Genomic DNA, 19574 nt, shown 5'->3' with positions numbered 1-19574 from the left:
TTTTATGCGCAAAATTTTAATTTTAACTACCGCTACAGGTGAAGGGCATAATCAAGCTGCAAAATCTTTAAAAGAAATATTAAAAAATAAATATGATGATGTTGAGATTTTTGATTTTTTACAAGAAACTAAAGCCACTAATGATTTTATAGTTGGTGGATATGAATTAACAGCTAAAGTTTTCCCAGCTATTTATGGAATTTGTTATAAAATGAGTGATTTAAGATTTATTAATAGATTTTTAGAAAACTTTTCGAGGAACCCTAGAAATAAAACTTTAGAACATATAAATAATTATAAGCCTGATATAATAGCTTGTACTCATCCACTAGCTGTTTGTATCTTAGGAGCTTTAACAAGAAAAGGATTAATAAATGTTCCTACTGTTTCAATAATTACTGATTTCAGACCTCACTATACTTATTTTAGTAAAGAAATTAGTGCTTATATAACAGGTAGCAAATTTTCAAAAAAAGAACTTATTTCACTTGGTATAAATGAAAATAAAATTTTCCCAGTTGGTATACCAGTAAATCAAAAATTTTATCATAGATACGATTTTGCTAAAGAAGAAAAGGATTATTTTAATATATTATTAATGGGTGGAAGTATGGGCCTTTCTGGTCTCTCATCTGTTTTAAAAGAGATAGTTCTAAATAAACATAAACTGAACATTACCATTGTTTGTGGTAAAAATGAAGAATTGAAAAAGAAGTTAGAAACAAAATATGAGGATAGTAAATTTCCTAATAAACATATTAAGATATTAGGCTTTACTAATACAATTTCAGAACTTATGGATTCTATGGATCTTATAATTACAAAACCAGGTGGATTAACTACAACAGAATCAATACATAAATCATTACCTATGTTAATTCCTTTTGTGATTCCCGGACAAGAAACAGAGAATGCAAAATTCCTTTGTGATGAAAATGCAGCTATTAGAGTTAAACATACAAAAGATATTAATGCTGCACTAGATAATCTTTTAGATAATCCAGCTAAATTAAAGGAATTAAAAGATAATATGCAAAGATTATCAGAACCTTATTCAATAATAGATACAATAAGAATATTTGATGATTTATGCAAAAAGAGCCCTTCTAAATAGACGGGCTCTTTTATTATTTATTATCCTTTTGATTAGATAATTCTTTATACATTTCTATAAACTTTTCATTATTCTTAGTCTTAGATAATATATTTATTAACTTTTCAGTTATCTTATCTGAATTTTCTTCTTTATACATATTTCTCCTAATAGAATAAGCAATTTCTCTCTCATCCTTTGTTAGAAGAAGATTTTCTTTTCTAGTACCTGATTTATATATATCAATAGCTGGGAATATTCTTCTTTCTTGAAGTTTTCTATCTAAATGCACTTCCATATTACCAGTACCTTTAAATTCTTCAAAAATCATATCATCCATTCTACTACCTGTTTCAACTAAAGCTGTCGCAAGTATTGTAAGACTTCCACCCTCTTCTACATTTCTAGCTGCTCCAAAGAATTTTTTAGGCATTACTAAAGCTCCAGGGTCAAGTCCTCCTGATAAAGTTCTACCTGTTGGTGTAATAGTTAAATTATATGCTCTTGAAAGTCTAGTAAGAGAATCCATAAGAATAACAACATCTTTTCCTTGCTCTACCATTCTCTTCGCTCTTTCTAACACCATTCTTGATACTTTAGCATGATTTTGTGGTTCTTCATCAAATGTTGAATAAATAACTTCTCCATCAATACTTCTCTTCATATCTGTAACTTCTTCTGGTCTTTCATCTATTAAAAGAACTATAAGAACTACATCTGGATGATTCTTTATAATATTTTGAGCTATCTTTTTTAATAAAGTAGTTTTACCAGCCTTTGGTGGTGCTACAATAATACCTCTTTGACCTTTACCTATAGGACAAATTATATCCATAAGTCTTGAACTAAGATCTGAGCTTTCACCTGTTTCTAATCTTAATCTTTGATTTGGATAAATAGGAGTTAAATGTTCAAAATGCTTTCTTCTAATAGCCATTTCTGGTCTATCTCCATTTATTTTTTCAACATATAAAAGAGCTTTAAACTTTTCTCCTTCTTTAGCTTCTCTAACCTTACCTTCAACTTCATCTCCAGTTTTAAGATTAAATCTTCTTATTTGTGATGGAGAAACATATATGTCTCCTTCTCCTGTTAAATAGTTTTGACATCTTAAGAAACCAAAATTATTTTGTTCTAAAATTTCAAGAACACCTTTTGAACTATTAGATGTACTAACCATTGTTCTAAATTTTTCTTTTTTTTCAACATCTTCAGGTTCATTAGAAGTTGAATTCACAGTGTTATTATAATTATTGTTATAACTAGCATTGTTGTTATATCTATTATAATTATTACTTCTATTTTGATAATTTACCTCTGTATTATCAGAAGTATTTTCATTTCTCTTAGGAGAAATTTTTTCTCTTAAGATAACTCCATCCTTTTCTATTTCTTTGCTTAAATCTGTTGAATTACTAGAATCCTCTACTTCCTTTACTTCTAATATAGCTTCTATTAATTCACTTTTTTTCTTTTTAGATATATTTTTAATACCGAGTTCTTTTGCTATGTCTTTTAACTCGACTAATGTCATCTTATCGTAAGCTTGCACCGAGAAGCCACCTCCTAATATAATTGTGTGTAAAAAATCTGGGGATAATTTAAAGAAATGTTTATTAAAAGATTTTATGTATTTTAAATATACTGAATATACTAATTTAAAATATAAACTAATTATAATACTTATTCTACCTAGCTTACAAGAACTTTATTATATTTCTCCTAATAAATAACAAAGTTTAAATTAGTCCTCTAAAACTTTTATTCCAAGTTTTAAGTTTGTCTTAATTGGTTTTTCTGTTGCTACACTTAATTCATAGTCTATAACAGCTTTTCCACCCTTTTCATTCACAAACATATCAAGTGATTTGGTCTTTACTCTTAACTCTAACATACCATATGGTGTATTATAAAGACAAATATTATTCCCTTCCTTTTCAAACACCATTACAGTTTCAGTACTTCCCTTTCTTTCTAAAGTTAACTTACCATCTTCAATGATTATAGAAGTTGTTGTTCCTTCCATTCCTGAAATTTCACTTTCTTCATAAATAACTTTAAAACCATTTTCTAATATATGAAACTCACCTGGAGTTACTACTTCTACTGTCTGATCATCATTATTTATTTGTACACTTGATATAGATACAACTGCCTTTTTTTTCATAAATTCACCTCTAAGTATAATAATTTATTAAGCATAGACTATATTCAAAATAAACACTATTATTTTGAGAAAACTTCTCCTAGCTTAAATCTAAATTTTATTTTACTATTTTCCTTATCTGTTATCAAATCATATTCTTCATCTGTAAGAACACCTTCTAATTTTTCTTTACTCTCATCATAGCTTATTTGTCCTTTAGTCATATCAACAAAACATAATGGAGGAAACATAACACACCACCAATTTTGTCCCTTAGCTTCTCCTATAAGGATTCTAAACGCTTCATATTCACCTTCTGGTAAAGTTATATTACCATATGTCTTTACTGGAAAGTTCTCTCTTTTTAACTCTGTTCTAACACTATAATTATATCCCTCTTCTTTTATAACTTTTTCTGCAATTTCTATAACCTTATCTTGATTATTCTTTAAAATTTCTCTTGATTCATCAAGTGATTTTGATTTATCTAAAATTGGTGACATATATTTTATAACTTCATCTCTTACCTTGAATTTAAGCTCTTGATCTTCATCTGAATCACTATTTGCCAAAACATGAAATCTTATTATCTTATTACTTATATCATTTATCATCTGATCTGCTTGTACACCTTTATTATTTGTAAAACTAAAAGCTCCTATTATTAATCCTAAACCTATTATTCCTAAAATTATTTTTTTCATATAAAAAACACCCCCTGATAGCTATATGATAGCCAGGAAATGTTAATTATATACATCATATTAAAATTAAATTGTTCTAGTTATAAATATTTCACTATATTTATATTTTTCTTTCATTTTTTCATATGCTCTTTGTGCTGTAAGCATATCTTCAAAAAATCCAAATACTGTTGGACCACTTCCACTCATCATAGAACCAGTAGCTCCATTTAACACTAACTCTTCTTTTATTTCTCTTATAACCTTATACTTTCTTATAGTTACGTTTTCTAAAACATTTTTCATCTTATTTGAAACGGATACTATATCATTATCATTCATATGTTTTATTATATCTTCTATATCAACATGTCTATGAATCTTATTTATGTCTAAAGCTTTATAAACATCTTTAGTTGATACTCCAAAATTAGGTTTAACAATAACAAGTATTTTATCTCTAAAACGCTTAAGCTTTGTTATTTTTTCACCTATTCCCTCGCAAAGTGCTGTTCCACCTTCTATACAATACGGAACATCTGCACCTATCTTAACAGCTAATTTCTCAAGTTCTTTTTTACTAGCATTAATATTAAATACTTTATTCATAAGAAATAAAACTGCCGCCGCATCTGTACTTCCCCCTGCCATCCCAGCAGCTACAGGTATGTTCTTCTTTATACTAATATCCACTCCAGATTTTATTTTAAATTTATCAATAAAAAGTTGTGCTGCTTTATAAGCTAAATTTCTTTCATCCGTAGGTAAATAATATTTATTAGTAGTAATCCTTATCTTACCTAGATAATTTTTTCTTACTTCGATTAGGTCATATATATCAACCGTCTGCATAATCATTCTTAATAAATGATATCCATCATCTCTCTTGCCAACAGCATCTAAGGCGATATTAATCTTTGCATATGCTTTCCTCTTCATTTATTCTTCAACCTTTCTAGATATAACGTTAACTATTTTGTTTAAACTAATTATAATATTTTATATTTAAAACTCCAAGAAAAAATAAATTAAGGAATAGAAAATTTTTTTCTATTCCTTAATTTATCTAAGCTCTTTCTTGCTTTTTTTGTTTAAGTTCATTTAATTTATTTAAAACTTTTTTATGATCTTCGAAGAATAATATGATAGTATCTCCAATCTTACTTTCATTAAATGCTCTCTCTAAAGCTTCTGCTTCATCTAAAACAGTACTTACACCATCACTATTTTTTCTGCTTTCTAATACACCTTTAAGTATAAGATCTGCTACTTCATTTTCTTTTCTACCTCTTTTATCTACATCTTCTTTTATAAATACTTTATCAAAATTCTCCCCTGAAATTTTTCCTATTTCAATAATACTTTGATTAGTTCTATCTCCCGGGACACCTATAATACCTGTTATACTTTCTTTCCCCATATCTTTAAGTGAATCTATTATCATTCTATATCCTTCAGCATTATGACCATAATCAAAAATTATATCTCTTCCATCTACATTATAAAGATTAAATCTACCTGAATTAAATTTTTCATCACTCTTAAATTCTAAAAATCCTTTTGATATCATTACATAATCTATTCCCATACCAACTAAAGCTGCACAGGCTGCTAAAGAATTATAAATATTATGCTTTAACTTACCGTTCATAGTTAAAGGCATATATCTTACATCACAAATCTTATAAACCTTATTTCTATTTTCAACAATAATAAAATTATCCTCTTCATAGACTACAGGATAACCTTTAGCTCTATTCTCCTGAATATATTTATTATTCTTATCCCTTGAAAATACAATAGTTTTAGCTCTAGCTCTTTTTAAGAATAATTCACAATATTTATCATCACCATTTACAACAGCATAACCATCTTTTTTTACTGCTTCTACTACAAGAGATTTTACAAATCCTAATTCCTCCATAGTATTTATCCCATCTACACCTAAATGATCTTCTGTAAGATTAGTTATTACTCCTACATCTGCTACATCATAGGCTAAGCCTTTTTTAACTATTCCACCTCTTGCTGTTTCAAGAACTGCAACATCTACATCTTTATTCATAAGTACTGACATAGCACTATCAAAGCCAGTATCATCACCTTTATGAATAAATTTATTACCAACAACTACGCCATCAGTAGATGTCATTCCTACAGTATATCCAATTAAAGATATTACATATGAAATTAATCTAGTAGTTGTTGTTTTTCCATTAGTTCCAGTAACAGATATAATAGGTATATTAGAAACATCACCTTTATACATGGTATCTAATATATTTTTTGCAACTTCTCTTCTTTTACCATCAGTAGGAAATTCATGCATTCTTATGCCTGGAGCTGCATTTATTTCTATAATAACACCATAATCATCTAAAGATTTTGCTATATTATTAGTTGAAATATCTATACCACATATATCTAAGCCTATAGCCTTTGCTGCTCTTTCACAAATATCTATATTTTCCTGGCTTATAATATCAGTACAATCTTCTGCAAGCCCTCCTGTTGATATATTAGCATTTCCTCTTAAATAAACTTTTTCTCCTTTAGCTGGAACAGTATTCAAAGTTTTCTTATGTCTACTTAAAACTTGATCAAGCTCTTTATCTAATTTAATTTTAGTTAATGGCTTTTCATGGTCATCACCTCTTAAATCATCATTATTAAGCTCATCTATAAGTTTCTTTATTGTTTTTACTCCATCTCCCTTTACATATGGTGGAGTTCTTAAAGATACAGCAACAACTTTATAATCTACTACACATACTCTGTAATCTTTACCTTCAACATATTCTTCCACTAGTATATCCTCTGTTTTTTCTCTTAAATCTTTATAAGCCTTTAAAAGTTCTACTTCATTTGTTATATTTACTACTACACCTGTACCATGACAACCAAACTGTGGTTTTAAAACTACTGGATAAGATATTTTTTCTGCACATTTTAATAAACTAACAGTATCATTAACTTTATAACCTCTCGCTACTGGAATACTGTTCATTTCTAATATTCTTTTAGACAAAAGTTTATCTGACGCTATATCAGCAGCTATACATTTAGTGTTACTACCAATAGTGGCTCCAAATACCTTTGATTTTTTACCATATCCTATTTGATATATTCCTGAACCTAAGTGAGTAACTGGAAGCCCTCTACTTATAGCCTCATTATAAATAGCTTCAGTAGATGGTCCCATCATTTCTGATTTCATTATTTCTTTTATGATATCTAGTCTTGCCTCTAAATTTATCTCTACTTTTGCAATAAGGGAATTAATTAAATCAACTGCTAGCCTTACTATAGCTAAGCCTACATTTTCATATTGATATTGAAAAATAAGATAATATCTATCACCTTCTATTTCTCTAGCTTTTCCATAAGCTACATCAATTCCTAATCTATTTTGAAGTGCTATAACTATATGTTCACAAATATGAGCAAGATAGGTTCCTTCTACAAGCCTTATATAGAAACCATGTTCTTCATCTATACCACATCTATGTTCATAAAGTTCTGGTATAAATTTTATTAAATTTTCATTAAAGCCATCTATATCTTTACTAGGCTTTTCACAGAATCCTTCTAGGTCAACATCTATTCTCATAACCTTTTTGTGGGAATAGATATTTCTCCCTTTAAAAATTCTTTGACTTACTATCTTCATCTTTTAAATTTTCCTCCTCAAAAGGCATCTTTGTTACTAGATCATATTTTTTTCCTGATATTAAAACATGCAAAACAATATTAAAAATACTTATTAATTCATTCTGACTTTGTTCTGAAATATTGCTATAAGTTAAATTTCTACCATCTACTATATAGATAGCTCCTGAGCCAATAACTTTTAACATATTTTTATTATCTATTACTATTGCAGTATCTTCGTCTATTCCTATACCAATATTTTGTGGATTTTGAGCCACAGCTGTTAAAAGTCTTCCTATTCTTCCTCTCTGAGCAAAATGTTGATCAATTACAACATCATTTAATAATCCAAGCCCTTTAGACATCTCTATATGAGATTTACTTGGAGATTCTTCATCTTGCCCATAAACAACCATAGTTTCACTAACCACTGAAGCTCCAGCTGAAGTACCAACATAAATAGTACCATTCTCAAATTGATTTCTAAGCTCAACATATAAAGGAGTACCTCCTAATATGCTAGTAATTCTTAACTGGTCGCCACCAGTAAAGAATATAACTTTAGCTTCCTTAACTAAATCAATTCTACCTTCATCTGAACATTCATCTCTATCGTTTATATTAAGTTCTTTAATATTTTTTACACCTAAGTCAGTAAAAACTTTAAAATATTTTTTTATTACTGCTTTAGGTTCTTCACTAGCTACTGTAGCAATTAATAGCATTTCTTTATCTTTAATAAGATTTGCTACATAAGTTAAAATTGTTTTTTCTCCTTCTTTATCTTCTGCTCCTCCTATAATTATTAACTTGTCATAATTTATATCTTCCATTAAGCTCACCTCTTAAATACGCATTTTTTATTTTAACCACTTCTAAATGATTTATTCATTTATACTATAAATAAAAAAAGAGCTATCTAACTTTAGATAACTCTTTCTTTTAAAACTTATATTTTAAACTCTAGCTCTTCCCGGAATTAATAGTTTAGTTCCAATTTCTAATTGGCTATTTAAATCAAGACCATTAAGACTAGCTATATTACTCATAGTAGTTTTATATTTCTTAGCAAGATTCCAAAGACTATCCCCTGCTTGTACTACATAAATTATAACTGAAGCTTTCTTTTCTGGAACTTCTGCTTCTTCATCTTCTACTATATTTTTTACATATTCTTTAGAAGTTTCATAATTTGCTTTTCCTTCAACTGAAATTATAGCTTTAACTGCTATTGTACCTGCTTCTATGCCAGCTTGAATACTTTCTAATGTACCCTTTACATCGATAGGCATATCATCTTTTAATCCTTCTATATCAATAGTTGCAGTAAAAGGTAAATCAGCTGTTTTATTTCCATATCCTATTTCTTCATTACTACTCTTATATAAAGTATTTACTCTAATAAGTCCTTCTACTTCTATCATTCCATTTTTGACTTCAGCATCCATGGAAATTATATCACCTGTAACACTCATAACTTGAGTAGGCTCTTCATCATTTTCTAAACGTATGTTATCTTTAGCAAGAGTTTCTGTACTACCCTTTCCAAACATAATTTTAAGATTAGTTGTTTCTTTATCTATATCAAGTTCCTTAAGTGGAGAATATGCATCTTCCATAATTTCTATATCTTCTAAACTAGATACCTTAGCTGCTAAGTCAACTGAAAAATCTAAATCAATAATTCTACTTTCACCTAAATCATCTTGAGAAACCTTATAATCAGCATTACTTAAAGTAAATCTGTAATCACAATTCATATCTGAATTAATATTTTCTAAATCTGCTGAATCTGCTATAAATACATCATCTTCTAATGCATATAATTCTCTTGATTCTGGTGATTTATAAAGTAAATTCACTTTTGCATAACAAGAATATTGAATTCTTCCATCTAATAATTTAACTTCTTTTTTATGAAGTATAACATCAAACTTAAGTATTTTTTCTATTTGAGGTTTATCCATAGTAACTTTTAATTGATTTTTAACTTTCATATTAAAATTTTTATTAAAAAGAATTTTTTCTATACTATCTATTTTCTTTCTAACTTGTATGTCTTCTCTACCCTCAACACTCTTAACAAACTCTATTGTCTCTTCCTTATAAACTTCACATTTTGATCTAAAGTAAGCTTCTACATTTATTTTCCTTTCATTTATAAGTACTGTATTAATATGTTCTAGTTCACACTCCACATTGCAGAACATTCCCTGTTCAGCACCTACTATGTCTATAAAGTTTGATAACTTAGCTTTATAAACCACATCATTTGCAGCTCTTCCCTCATCTTCATCTGATAAATAAATTATGCTATAAGTAATATCAGCATCTACTAAAACCTTTCCTGTTTGAACTTCAATATTATTAATCTTTTTTCTAACATCTACTGATAATATTTTTTTTACATCAGGATGTGTATCTGGAATAAGATATTCATCTCTTAGCACATCATCTGTTGAATTTCTTCCAACTTCTCTTTGTAAGTCTATATTTTCTTTTATAAAATCTAAATTAGCCATATTTTACCTCCTATATTATACCTACTATAATATATAAAACTAATATGAAATAAATACCACTTTTTTTGAAAAAAGTTTTATATCTTTTATATTTTTGAAAATATAGTATATATCTTCACTGTTTATTTATTAAATTTTGTCGAATTATCTTTATTTTTTATCGAATTTGGTTGACACAAGTCGTAAAATATCGTATTATAAAGATGGTTATTGACCATATAACCTCTCATAAATTCTCAATACCCTTTTATACCATAGTTGAAAGATGGAAACCCACCATCTTTCTTTTTTTTGCAAAAAAAAACTCCTATTTATAGGAGCTTTTATTGTCTATGCTTCAAAGTCTAATTGTACTGTATTTGTTAACACATCAGAATAACTGTATGTTACTGTCCTTTGGGTGTCTTTTTGTAGTCTAACTACAAAAATACTTGGATAAACACTTTCTAAAACGCCTTCGTTTACCAAGATTCTTTTTCTTCCGCCATTAGCCTTTAACATGACCTTTTGTCCTACATGCTCTTCAAGGTTTCTTTTTATAGAAGATAATGTTATTTTCTTCTCCATATGAAACACCCTCTTTCTTATTTTATTATATATTATAAATGGCAAATTGTCAAATAAATCCATTATTTTATCACCAAATTAATATATTTGTCAATATATTTTTTAAAAATTTTATTATTTCTTTTCTATTATTAACAAATAACAAAGATTTTATTCAAAAGGATCACTTCCATAAAAGACCACGAATCACTCTATCCCTTATACATAAGGAGATTTAGGATATCCTTCTCTATATTTACCTCTAGTTTGAAGACCACCTATTCCTTTTATACCTGTTATAGTATTTTCAATGACATCTGTTATTGATACAACTTTATCTATTCTAGTATAAGCAACTTTTTCACATATAAAAACTGGATCAAGACAATGTATAAGCACTCTACTAGGTGAACTAGCATAATTTGCACCAGCATCTAAAATAGCTTCATAACATGACTGGCATGCCCCTGCAAATATAACAAGTTCATCATAGCTACTATTATATTCTCTTAAAACTCTAACAGCATCTATAAAATATTTAGAATTTCTATAATTATTAACATCTAAAAAATCATTGGCATTTTTATACATCCCATCGTGTCCTGTTAAAACAATTATATCCGGCTTAACTTCCTTTACTATACTTAAAATTTCTTTAGCTTGATTCTTTTCTGGTATAGCCCTACCTTCAGCATCTAGTTTTAACTGCTTATAAACTTTTAAACAATTATCTAAGTATTCTCTATCTCCATCTATATGAAGTATCTTACCTGGCCTACCAAAAATAAGCTCATCTTTTTTTTCAATTTTAGGGGACTTAGTTTTCTCTTTTTTTAATGGTTCACCATCAGTTCTTTGTAGAATAGCACTTTTTATAGCACCATTAACCCTTGCATTAAATAATTTATCTTTATTAGCTTCAAAATCTCCATCTACCTCTTCTAAATCTTCTGCCTTTGAATCTGCAATTATTCTTATACTAAGTCCCTTTAAAACATAATAAACTCCTATATCCTCATCTTCTCTAATATCTATTATTTTAAAAACAATATCTTTCTTATAGGACTTTCTTACTACATAGTCGCCTACTTTCATTAATAAAACTCCTTATTTAAAGCTTCCCATATATATTATGACTTTTTACTTACTCTTGTTAATAAACTACAAAATATTTAATATACATACTTTATTTATTTTTATAAAAATAAATACACAATTATTAAGTAGCTACTTAATAATTGTGTATTTCCCATTTATAAACTTAAAATTTAATTCTAACTTACTCACAGCAAGACATTCTATTCTTTTAAATCATACTCTTGTTTAAAGTCTTCAATAAATTTCATATAATCATCTTGCTCATTTATTATATTTTGAATCTTCTTAGTAAATGTATTAGCTCCCCAGCTAACCTCATTATAATAATGCCTATTTGCTAATCTCCAATATCTTTGTGGAAATAATAAAAATGCTAATAAAACCTTATATTCTCTATCCTCTAAAGGTGAAACTTCATTATATGAATTTATAATTTCTTTTGCAAAATTAATATCCCAATCAACTTTCTTTAGAACCTTTATCATAAAATTAGATATATCAAAAACTCTAATTTCTCTCTTACAATAATCAAAATCTAATACATGTAATTTTTCATCTTTATCAATTATAATATTATGATATGTGTAATCATGGTGACAAAAGTTCTTATCTATTTCACTTTTTTCACAAAGAGCTTCATATTCTGATTCTTTTAAAACATTAGCAGCCCTAATAGCTAAATCCCTATAAAAATCTACTGTTTTTATATAAGTTAAATCAAAGTTTTGCTTCATATTCTTTTTTCTTGCCATATCTCTCATTTTTGCAAGTGCTTTAATTCTTTTATCCATAAGATGTGGCCATCTTCCTAAATCACTCTTAAGTTTTGAATTTTCAGGTGGGTCATATCCTTTACTAGCCTCATGAAGTAAAGCTAAGTTTCTTGCAGCAAGCTTAACTTCATCTATGTTATGAAAGTCACACTCTCTTCCTTCGATCCACTGTGATAAGGTATATAAGTCCTCATTTACTAAAGCATATGGTTCCTTATCTATGTTTAAATAATATCTATCCACATTAGAAAACCCATTTTTAATTAAATGTTCTTTTGCTCCACATACAAAAAGTAATTTTTGTGGCCCATAGTTTATCCTTTTAAGACATCTTTCTCCTTTGTCAGTATTTAAATAATAAATTCCTTTACTTGGTTTAATCTTTTCAATTCTAAGATTAAACTGTCTTTCTATTTCAAATTCCCTCATCATAATTACTCACCCCCGTATATTTATATGTTAAAGTCCTTTTATTTATTAACAAATTTTATCTAATAATAATATAATAGAATATAGCTATACTGAAAGGATATGTTATGGATATAACAATAGATGGTAGAGCCTCTAATTGGTATAGAGGAACAGGCATAGGAAACTATACTTATCAATTGATTAATAACATAAATCAAGTCGATTTCATTAATAAATATACTATTTATATCTCTAAAAACTCCAATTTGGATTTAAAATTAAAAAAGAATTTTTGTTTAAAACATTCAGATAGAAAGATAAGCAATAATTTTTGGGAAGATATAAAATCTCCTAACAAAATAAATTATGCCAATACCAATATCTATCATATACCTCAGAATGGAATAGGCTTAGATTCTGACTCAGATATCCCAAAAGTAATAACTCTTCATGATATTATACCTTTAAAGCTACCTAAGACAGTTAGTGAAAATTATCTAAAAATATTTAATGATCAGTTACCTTCTATTCTAAAAAATATTGATGGGATAATAACTGTTTCTAATTACTCTAAAGAAGATATTCATAAAACACTTTCATTTCCTAAAGAAAAAATATTTGTTACTTACCTTGCTGCTGAAGAACAATATAAACCACTTAATAAAAAATATTGCAAAGCCTTTCTAAAAGAGAATTATAATATTTCTGATAATTATATCCTCTATGTAGGTGGATTCAGCCCTAGAAAAAATATTCTAGGATTAATAGAAGCCTTTAGTACTGCTTTGCCTAAATTACCTAGTTCTACAAAGCTTGTTGTTTTAGGAAGAAAGGGAAACTCTTATGAATTATATAAATCTAAAGTACATGAACTTAATTTAGAATCTAAAGTAATCTTTCCTGGATTTATACCAACAGATCATATGCCAATTTTCTATAACTCTGCTTTAATGCTTGTCTACCCATCATTTTATGAAGGATTTGGACTTCCTCCAATAGAAGCTATGGCATCTGGAACTCCTGTTATTTCATCTAATTTGACTTCTATACCAGAAGTAGTTGGAGATTCTAGTATATCTGTAAATCCAGCAGATATAGATGAAATATCAAAAGCAATTATAGAACTTACTTCAAATACAGAACTTAGAAATTCACTAATAAAAAGTGGTCTTATACAAGCATCCAAATTTAATTGGAAAAATACTGCCTTTGAAACAATAAATTCTTATAGCTCTATCTTAAATAATTTACCATAATTATACAATATATGTATTATTATATCAATTATCATAAAATTAAACGTTTGAAATACTTATAAAAATAAGAATTTCAAACGTTTTTCTATTTATTATCTATCTTCTCAATTAAATTTGCCTTTTCTTTTTTATACAAAACTTTTGTAGTAAGTTTATCTAAATAACTTTCAAAGCTCCATTTTTTTAAAGATAAATAATAATTTTTGCTTATAGTATAAAAATCACTAGGATACTTAAGAAGAATATATAATATTTCTTTTTCTTCATCAGTTATTTTACTAACACTTGAATAATCACAAATTATCTTATTATAAATATCATAATCAAAACCATATCTTTTTAATGTCTTAATTATAAAATTATAAATATCCATTACTCTTATATCTACATTTGAATAATCGAAATCTATAAAATAAACCTCTTCATCTTTAACCATTATATTATGATATGCTAAATCATTATGACAAACACAAATATAATCCTTATTTTTGCACATTTCTTTATAACTACTTTTTTTCAAAAGCTCTATTGCCTCATTCATAAGTTCTAAATTATAATCTACATTTTCTAAAAATAATTTATCAAAATTATTTTTAATCTCTTTTATATTTGCTATAGACTTAAACTTTATTAGATTTTGTTTTTCATCTTCAAATCTTTCTAACAGTCCACCAAGTGATATATTGCTCTTTTCATTTTCATTTAAAATATCTAAAGCTCCAAGTCCTGCTTTATGCATCAGTGCTATTGCTTTTGAAACATTTCCCAAATCTATTGGATTAGTTAAATTACACTCTACTCCTTCTATAAGATCTAAAAGAATATATTTATTATCCTTCCAATAAACTGAATACTTATCATCAGCAAATTTATGAATCGTAAGGACTCTTGGATATTTTTCTTTAACATAAGTAAGAAGCTTCACTATAAAGCTTAACTTTTCATCTGAATAATTAATCATCTTTAAAATCTTTCTTCCATCATCACAATCCAAAACAAAGATATTCCTTGTTGGCCAAAGATCATTTATATTTAATGAAAGCTCATTAAAGAAATTAGTATCTAAATCATACTTACAAAGATATTTTGCATCTCTATATCTTATCTTAGCCATAAATTCCTCCTTAAAACTTATCCTTATATTCCATTTCAAATATCTTAATCATATTACTAATACTATCTATGTCTTTAAAATCATTTATATAACAATCTGACGAATACTTCATAAAATTATATGGATACTTTATTATAGAGTCTATATATCTAGAACTAAGCTCCCCCAGCCCCTCTTCTTCTAAAAATATATTTTTTAGTTTTTCATAGTTGATAAGTTCTTCCTTTCTATTAAGTCTTAGCATAAGTCTTATAAAGTCATCTTCTATCATTCCAAACCTTATCTTAGTAAAAGTCTTTATATAAACCTTATCCTCTTCAAATGCAAATCCATTCATACTAGCTCTACCTATAATTATCTCTGAATCACCAACTGATCTTCTTATAAGACTTATAAATTCATCATCACTAATTTTATTAAGACTACCCTCTGCCATCTCTATAAATTTTCCACAATCTATATTCAGTTCATCCCTAAAAAGAATTGTTCTTCTAAGTAAAAGCTTATAGTCCTCTCTTATCTTTCCAATATCACTATTAAGTCCTAGCATATAATCTCTTTTCTTCTTAGCTCTTTTGTGAAACTCAGCTAAAATCCTTATAGAATCTTCTTCACTATAGCTAATTTTTTTCTTTTTATTAATCACAAAGATACCTTGTTTATTTAAAAATCTCTCTAGTAAATCTTCTCTTCTCATAAAATTATTTATCTCCTTCCCTCTAAGGAGTTTATAAATTCTTGCCTATTTTCTCTATCATCTATATAAGAATTTAATCTTCCTAAAAACCTTTCTTCAGTCCAAGGTAACTGCTCCCAATAATATTGAAGCCCAACTTGCCAATAAGCCTGTGGAAACTCTATAAATCCAAGCATAATTTTTTCTTCTTCTTTACTTACCTCTTCAGAATATGAGTTTTTAATAAAATCAAATCTTTCAAGACTCCACTTTCCATCCTTCATAGCTCTAACTAAAAGACTACTTAAATCATGCAAATGAGAATCTAAAATACAATAATCATAATCAATTATATTTCCTACTCCATCCTTACCAATAAGTACATTATGATTAGCATAATCATGATGACAAAAACCTAAAGATTTTAGTTCATTTTGCATATAATTTATATAATTACTTTCTTTAATATGATTAATTGAACTTTCTACCCTTTTAAGCTCATCATCCATAACGCCTAAATATTTTATATCAAATTCAGATTTATAAAACTTTTGACCTATTCTCTTTTTAAAATCTAGGATTTCCTTTGCTCTAGTCTCAAAAACTCTAATCCAAGTCCCCCACCCAATTCTTGGTCTCATATTATCATTTAAAATAAATCCCTTACTACATATATGTAGTTTTCTTAGCCTATTTGCTGCTTCCTTTAAATCATAATCATTATCATAATCTGCTTCTCTAGCATCAATCCATTTAGTTAAATAGGCATATTTTTCTTCTAATTTTATATATTTTTTATTATCAGAAGTTAATATAATTTTTGGAGTGTTTGTAAAGCCATTACACTCTAAATGATTAATAGCAGAAATTATAAAATTAAAATGTTCAAAATCATAATTTATAACCTTTAAACAAAAATCTATAAAACCAGACTTTATTCTATAAACATTTTTTCTTTTTATAACATCTTCTACTTTTATATTATAGTTATCTTCTACTAACTTTTTGATTAATTCAAAATCCATAAGATAACCTCCAAAATATAATTTATTTTATTATATGTGCTCTTTTTATAGCTTGTTACATTCACATTTGTAACTAAGCTCTAATACTATTAATTATATAAGTAAGATTGGAAGTGAATTTAACTTATGAAAATACTTATTGATTCAAGAGGTGCTAGTTTTTATAGAGGTACTGGTATAGGTACTTATACCCATAATTTTTTAAAAACATTAATTAATATAGATAAAAAAAATGATTACCACCTCTTTTGTTCTGGACCTGATCATAATGATTACAAATCTGATAATACAAATATCATTATGAGCTCCAAAAAACATAAAACATTTTTTGAAGAATTTTATATGCCTACTTATGCAACTGATAATAAAGTAGATATATACCATGTACCTCAAAACGGTATGGGAATTCAACATAGTCCTGACTCTACATTAAATATAGCAACAATACATGACTTAATTCCTTATATACTTCCTGAAACAACAGGAAAAAGATACTTGAAAAATTTTTTAAGATATATGCCCGAAATAATAGAAAAATCTGATGGTATCTTAACAGTCTCAGAATACTCAAAAAAAGATATATTAAGGTTTTTCCCAAGCTTCCCAGCTGAAAGAATTTTTGTAACTCCTCTTGCAGCTAATTTACAATATAAACCTTTAGATAAAGAAAAAGATTTAATAAATGTACAAAATAGATTTAACTTTACAGGTAACTTTATTATGTATATAGGTGGCTTTAGCCCTAGAAAAAATGTTCAAGGGTTATTAGAAAGCTTTAATAAGATATATAAAAACTTTAATGAAGATATAAAACTTTTAATAGTTGGTGGACTTCGTGATGAAGGAATACGTCTTAAAAATTTAAGCCAGACTTTTGAATTTAAAGATAAAATAATTTTTACAGGTTTTATTGAAGAAGATTATCTACCTACACTATATAGAGCTTGTAGCTTATTTGTATACCCATCATTTTATGAAGGATTTGGTTTACCACCTTTAGAATCTATGAGCTGTGGAACTCCTGTATTAGCATCTAATGTAACTTCTATCCCTGAAGTTGTTCTAAATTCTGACTTATTATTTAATCCTTATAATAATACTGAATTTGAAACAAGACTTATAAACTTTATAAATAACATAAATCTAAGAGATCAATATTCAAAGGAAGCTCTAGAAATAGCAAATAACTTCTCATGGAAAAAGACATCTGAGCTTACACTAAAAGCTTATGAGGAAATATATAAAATGGGCAAAAAAATTTAATAATAATAAAAAGGAACTGAATAAACAAATCAGTTCCTTTTATTAATTAACTATGGCATAAATATAAGTATCCATATACTCCCTAGTATTAATATTATAAATATATTTTTTTCTAAGTCCTTCTTCTTCAAAACCTAAAGACTTACATAAATTAATTGAGCTAATATTTTTGATATAGATATTAGCCTCAACTCTTTTTAAATTATATTTTGAAAAAAGCTCATCTAATAATACTTTTATACATTCTTTCATTATACCTTTTCTCATACATTCTTTTTTTATTATATAATTAATCTCAACTTTTCTATCAGGAATTGATATATCACTTATTCCGATTATACCTATAATATCTTTACTTACTCTATCTTCTATTCCCCAAGTAACTCTTTCCTCAAGTTCATATTCGTATTTCAATTGCTTAATAAGTCTTATGGCATCTATTCTCTTTCTAATATGAGGAACATTATTATACTTATAAATATCTTTATTATTATAAATTTTAATAACATCACTATAATTATTTTCTTTTATATCTCTTAATAAATATTTATCCATTTTAATAATAGGAAAATCAATAAATAAATCTAATATTCTATTCCTTTGTAAATAAAAATTATTCATCCACTTCACCATATAATATCATATTCACTACTAATATATAATTCTTATTCCTATCTTCTCCTATAAATTAAAAAAATATATTTATTTAATTAAAAATCTAAGTTTGAAATAAAAAGACCCTACTTACTTTAAATATAAGTAGAGTCTTTTTTATTATAATGACCAGTTATTATTAAATTTACCTGTCATAAATCTTGTATCAAGTATTAATTACTTATTGCTTGTTGTTGAAGCTGTTGTATTATCTTGATTTGTTGAAGTTGCTGATGTATTATTTGCAACTGATTGTGATTGATCAGCTTTCTTATCTTGATGATTTTCAGCTGATGCTGTTTTATCTTCGTGATTTACAGCTGGTGCTGTTTTGTCTTCGTGATTTACAGCTGGTGCTGTTTTATCTTCGTGATTTACAGCTGGCTTTGTTTGGTCAGCTGGTTTTACTGCTGGCTTTGTTTGGTCAGCTGGTTTTACTGTTGGCTTTGTTTGATCAGCTGGTTTTACAGCTGGCTTTGTTTGATCAGCTGGTTTTACTGCTGGCTTTGTTTGATCAGCTGGTTTTACTGCTGGCTTTGTTTGGTCAGCTGGTTTTACTGCTGGCTTTGTTTGGTCAGCTGGTTTTACTGCTGGCTTTGTTTGATCAGCTGGTTTTACTGCTGGCTTTGTTTGATCAGCTGGTTTTACTGCTGGCTTTGTTTG

At 27.4% G+C, this 19574-nt stretch carries 17 protein-coding genes and 1 pseudogene; 3 read left to right on the top strand and 15 right to left on the bottom strand.

Features of this window, described 5'->3' with window-relative positions; translation table 11 throughout:
• Positions 1 to 4 precede the first annotated feature (4 nt).
• A complete protein-coding gene (locus tag BN8917_RS05670; RefSeq protein ID WP_066871757.1) occupies positions 5 to 1114 on the top strand; it encodes an MGDG synthase family glycosyltransferase in 1110 nt (369 codons plus the stop codon).
• A gap of 13 nt (positions 1115 to 1127) precedes the next feature.
• Here BN8917_RS05670 and rho read toward each other — a convergent pair whose 3' ends face one another.
• From rho to BN8917_RS05620, 10 genes are all read right to left on the bottom strand, one after another.
• Positions 1128 to 2645, bottom strand: coding sequence for a transcription termination factor Rho (gene rho, locus BN8917_RS05665; RefSeq protein WP_265327633.1), 1518 nt, complete (start codon positions 2643 to 2645; stop codon positions 1128 to 1130).
• Positions 2646 to 2837: 192 nt separating this feature from the next.
• On the bottom strand, positions 2838 to 3260 hold the full coding sequence (locus BN8917_RS05660) for a YwiB family protein (protein WP_066871754.1): 423 nt from the start codon (positions 3258 to 3260) through the stop codon (positions 2838 to 2840).
• Between the two features lie 59 nt (positions 3261 to 3319).
• Positions 3320 to 3943, bottom strand: a complete 624-nt coding sequence (spoIIR, locus tag BN8917_RS05655) for a stage II sporulation protein R (protein ID WP_066871751.1) — start codon at positions 3941 to 3943, stop codon at positions 3320 to 3322.
• Positions 3944 to 4009: 66 nt separating this feature from the next.
• A complete protein-coding gene (gene ispE / locus BN8917_RS05650; protein ID WP_066871747.1) occupies positions 4010 to 4861 on the bottom strand; it encodes a 4-(cytidine 5'-diphospho)-2-C-methyl-D-erythritol kinase in 852 nt (283 codons plus the stop codon).
• Between the two features lie 127 nt (positions 4862 to 4988).
• Positions 4989 to 7592 (bottom strand): cyanophycin synthetase, encoded by a 2604-nt coding sequence (gene cphA, locus BN8917_RS05645; protein WP_066871743.1) that lies wholly within the window; start codon positions 7590 to 7592, stop codon positions 4989 to 4991.
• Entirely contained in the window at positions 7564 to 8406 is an 843-nt protein-coding gene (locus BN8917_RS05640; protein WP_066871740.1) for a cyanophycinase, read from the bottom strand. Before BN8917_RS05640 ends, cphA begins: the two co-directional genes overlap by 29 nt.
• Positions 8407 to 8529: 123 nt before the next feature.
• Positions 8530 to 10095 carry a DUF3794 and LysM peptidoglycan-binding domain-containing protein gene (locus BN8917_RS05635; RefSeq protein ID WP_066871737.1) on the bottom strand — a complete coding sequence of 522 codons (1566 nt, stop codon included), beginning with the start codon at positions 10093 to 10095 and terminating at the stop codon, positions 8530 to 8532.
• 330 nt (positions 10096 to 10425) lie between these two features.
• Positions 10426 to 10662: a Veg family protein gene (locus BN8917_RS05630; RefSeq protein ID WP_066875386.1), complete on the bottom strand. Its 237-nt coding sequence runs from the start codon at positions 10660 to 10662 to the stop codon at positions 10426 to 10428.
• A 198-nt stretch (positions 10663 to 10860) separates the two neighbouring features.
• Positions 10861 to 11736, bottom strand: coding sequence for a sporulation peptidase YabG (gene yabG / locus BN8917_RS05625; protein WP_066871735.1), 876 nt, complete (start codon positions 11734 to 11736; stop codon positions 10861 to 10863).
• A 203-nt stretch (positions 11737 to 11939) separates the two neighbouring features.
• Complete coding sequence (locus BN8917_RS05620) at positions 11940 to 12944, bottom strand: CotS family spore coat protein (RefSeq protein ID WP_066871732.1); 1005 nt, start codon at positions 12942 to 12944, stop codon at positions 11940 to 11942.
• A 104-nt stretch (positions 12945 to 13048) separates the two neighbouring features.
• Between BN8917_RS05620 and BN8917_RS05615 the strand changes: the two genes are divergently transcribed.
• Positions 13049 to 14179 carry a glycosyltransferase family 4 protein gene (locus BN8917_RS05615; RefSeq protein ID WP_066871729.1) on the top strand — a complete coding sequence of 377 codons (1131 nt, stop codon included), beginning with the start codon at positions 13049 to 13051 and terminating at the stop codon, positions 14177 to 14179.
• A gap of 85 nt (positions 14180 to 14264) precedes the next feature.
• Here the strand turns inward: BN8917_RS05615 and BN8917_RS05610 are convergent, their stop codons facing one another.
• Genes BN8917_RS05610 through BN8917_RS05600 form a run of 3 tightly spaced genes read right to left on the bottom strand, consistent with a single transcriptional unit; the run spans position 14265 to position 16994 of the window.
• Positions 14265 to 15293, bottom strand: coding sequence for a CotS family spore coat protein (locus BN8917_RS05610; RefSeq protein WP_066871726.1), 1029 nt, complete (start codon positions 15291 to 15293; stop codon positions 14265 to 14267).
• Positions 15294 to 15303: 10 nt separating this feature from the next.
• Positions 15304 to 15990: a hypothetical protein gene (locus BN8917_RS05605; RefSeq protein WP_066871723.1), complete on the bottom strand. Its 687-nt coding sequence runs from the start codon at positions 15988 to 15990 to the stop codon at positions 15304 to 15306.
• A gap of 8 nt (positions 15991 to 15998) precedes the next feature.
• Positions 15999 to 16994, bottom strand: coding sequence for a CotS family spore coat protein (locus BN8917_RS05600; RefSeq protein WP_066871719.1), 996 nt, complete (start codon positions 16992 to 16994; stop codon positions 15999 to 16001).
• 126 nt (positions 16995 to 17120) lie between these two features.
• Here BN8917_RS05600 and BN8917_RS05595 point away from each other — a divergent pair, with 126 nt between their 5' ends.
• Positions 17121 to 18257, top strand: a complete 1137-nt coding sequence (locus BN8917_RS05595; protein WP_066871716.1) for a glycosyltransferase family 4 protein — start codon at positions 17121 to 17123, stop codon at positions 18255 to 18257.
• A gap of 42 nt (positions 18258 to 18299) precedes the next feature.
• Here BN8917_RS05595 and BN8917_RS05590 read toward each other — a convergent pair whose 3' ends face one another.
• A complete protein-coding gene (locus BN8917_RS05590; RefSeq protein ID WP_084748497.1) occupies positions 18300 to 18890 on the bottom strand; it encodes a GNAT family N-acetyltransferase in 591 nt (196 codons plus the stop codon).
• A 198-nt stretch (positions 18891 to 19088) separates the two neighbouring features.
• Positions 19089 to 19574: pseudogene (locus BN8917_RS14750) on the bottom strand (hypothetical protein); the annotation flags it as partial.

This window comes from Clostridium mediterraneense (assembly GCF_900091705.1).
Taxonomy (GTDB): domain Bacteria; phylum Bacillota; class Clostridia; order Clostridiales; family Clostridiaceae; genus Sarcina; species Sarcina mediterraneense.
The sequence above is the reverse complement of the archived record's forward strand: the minus strand, read 5'-3'. Positions and strand labels throughout refer to the sequence as shown.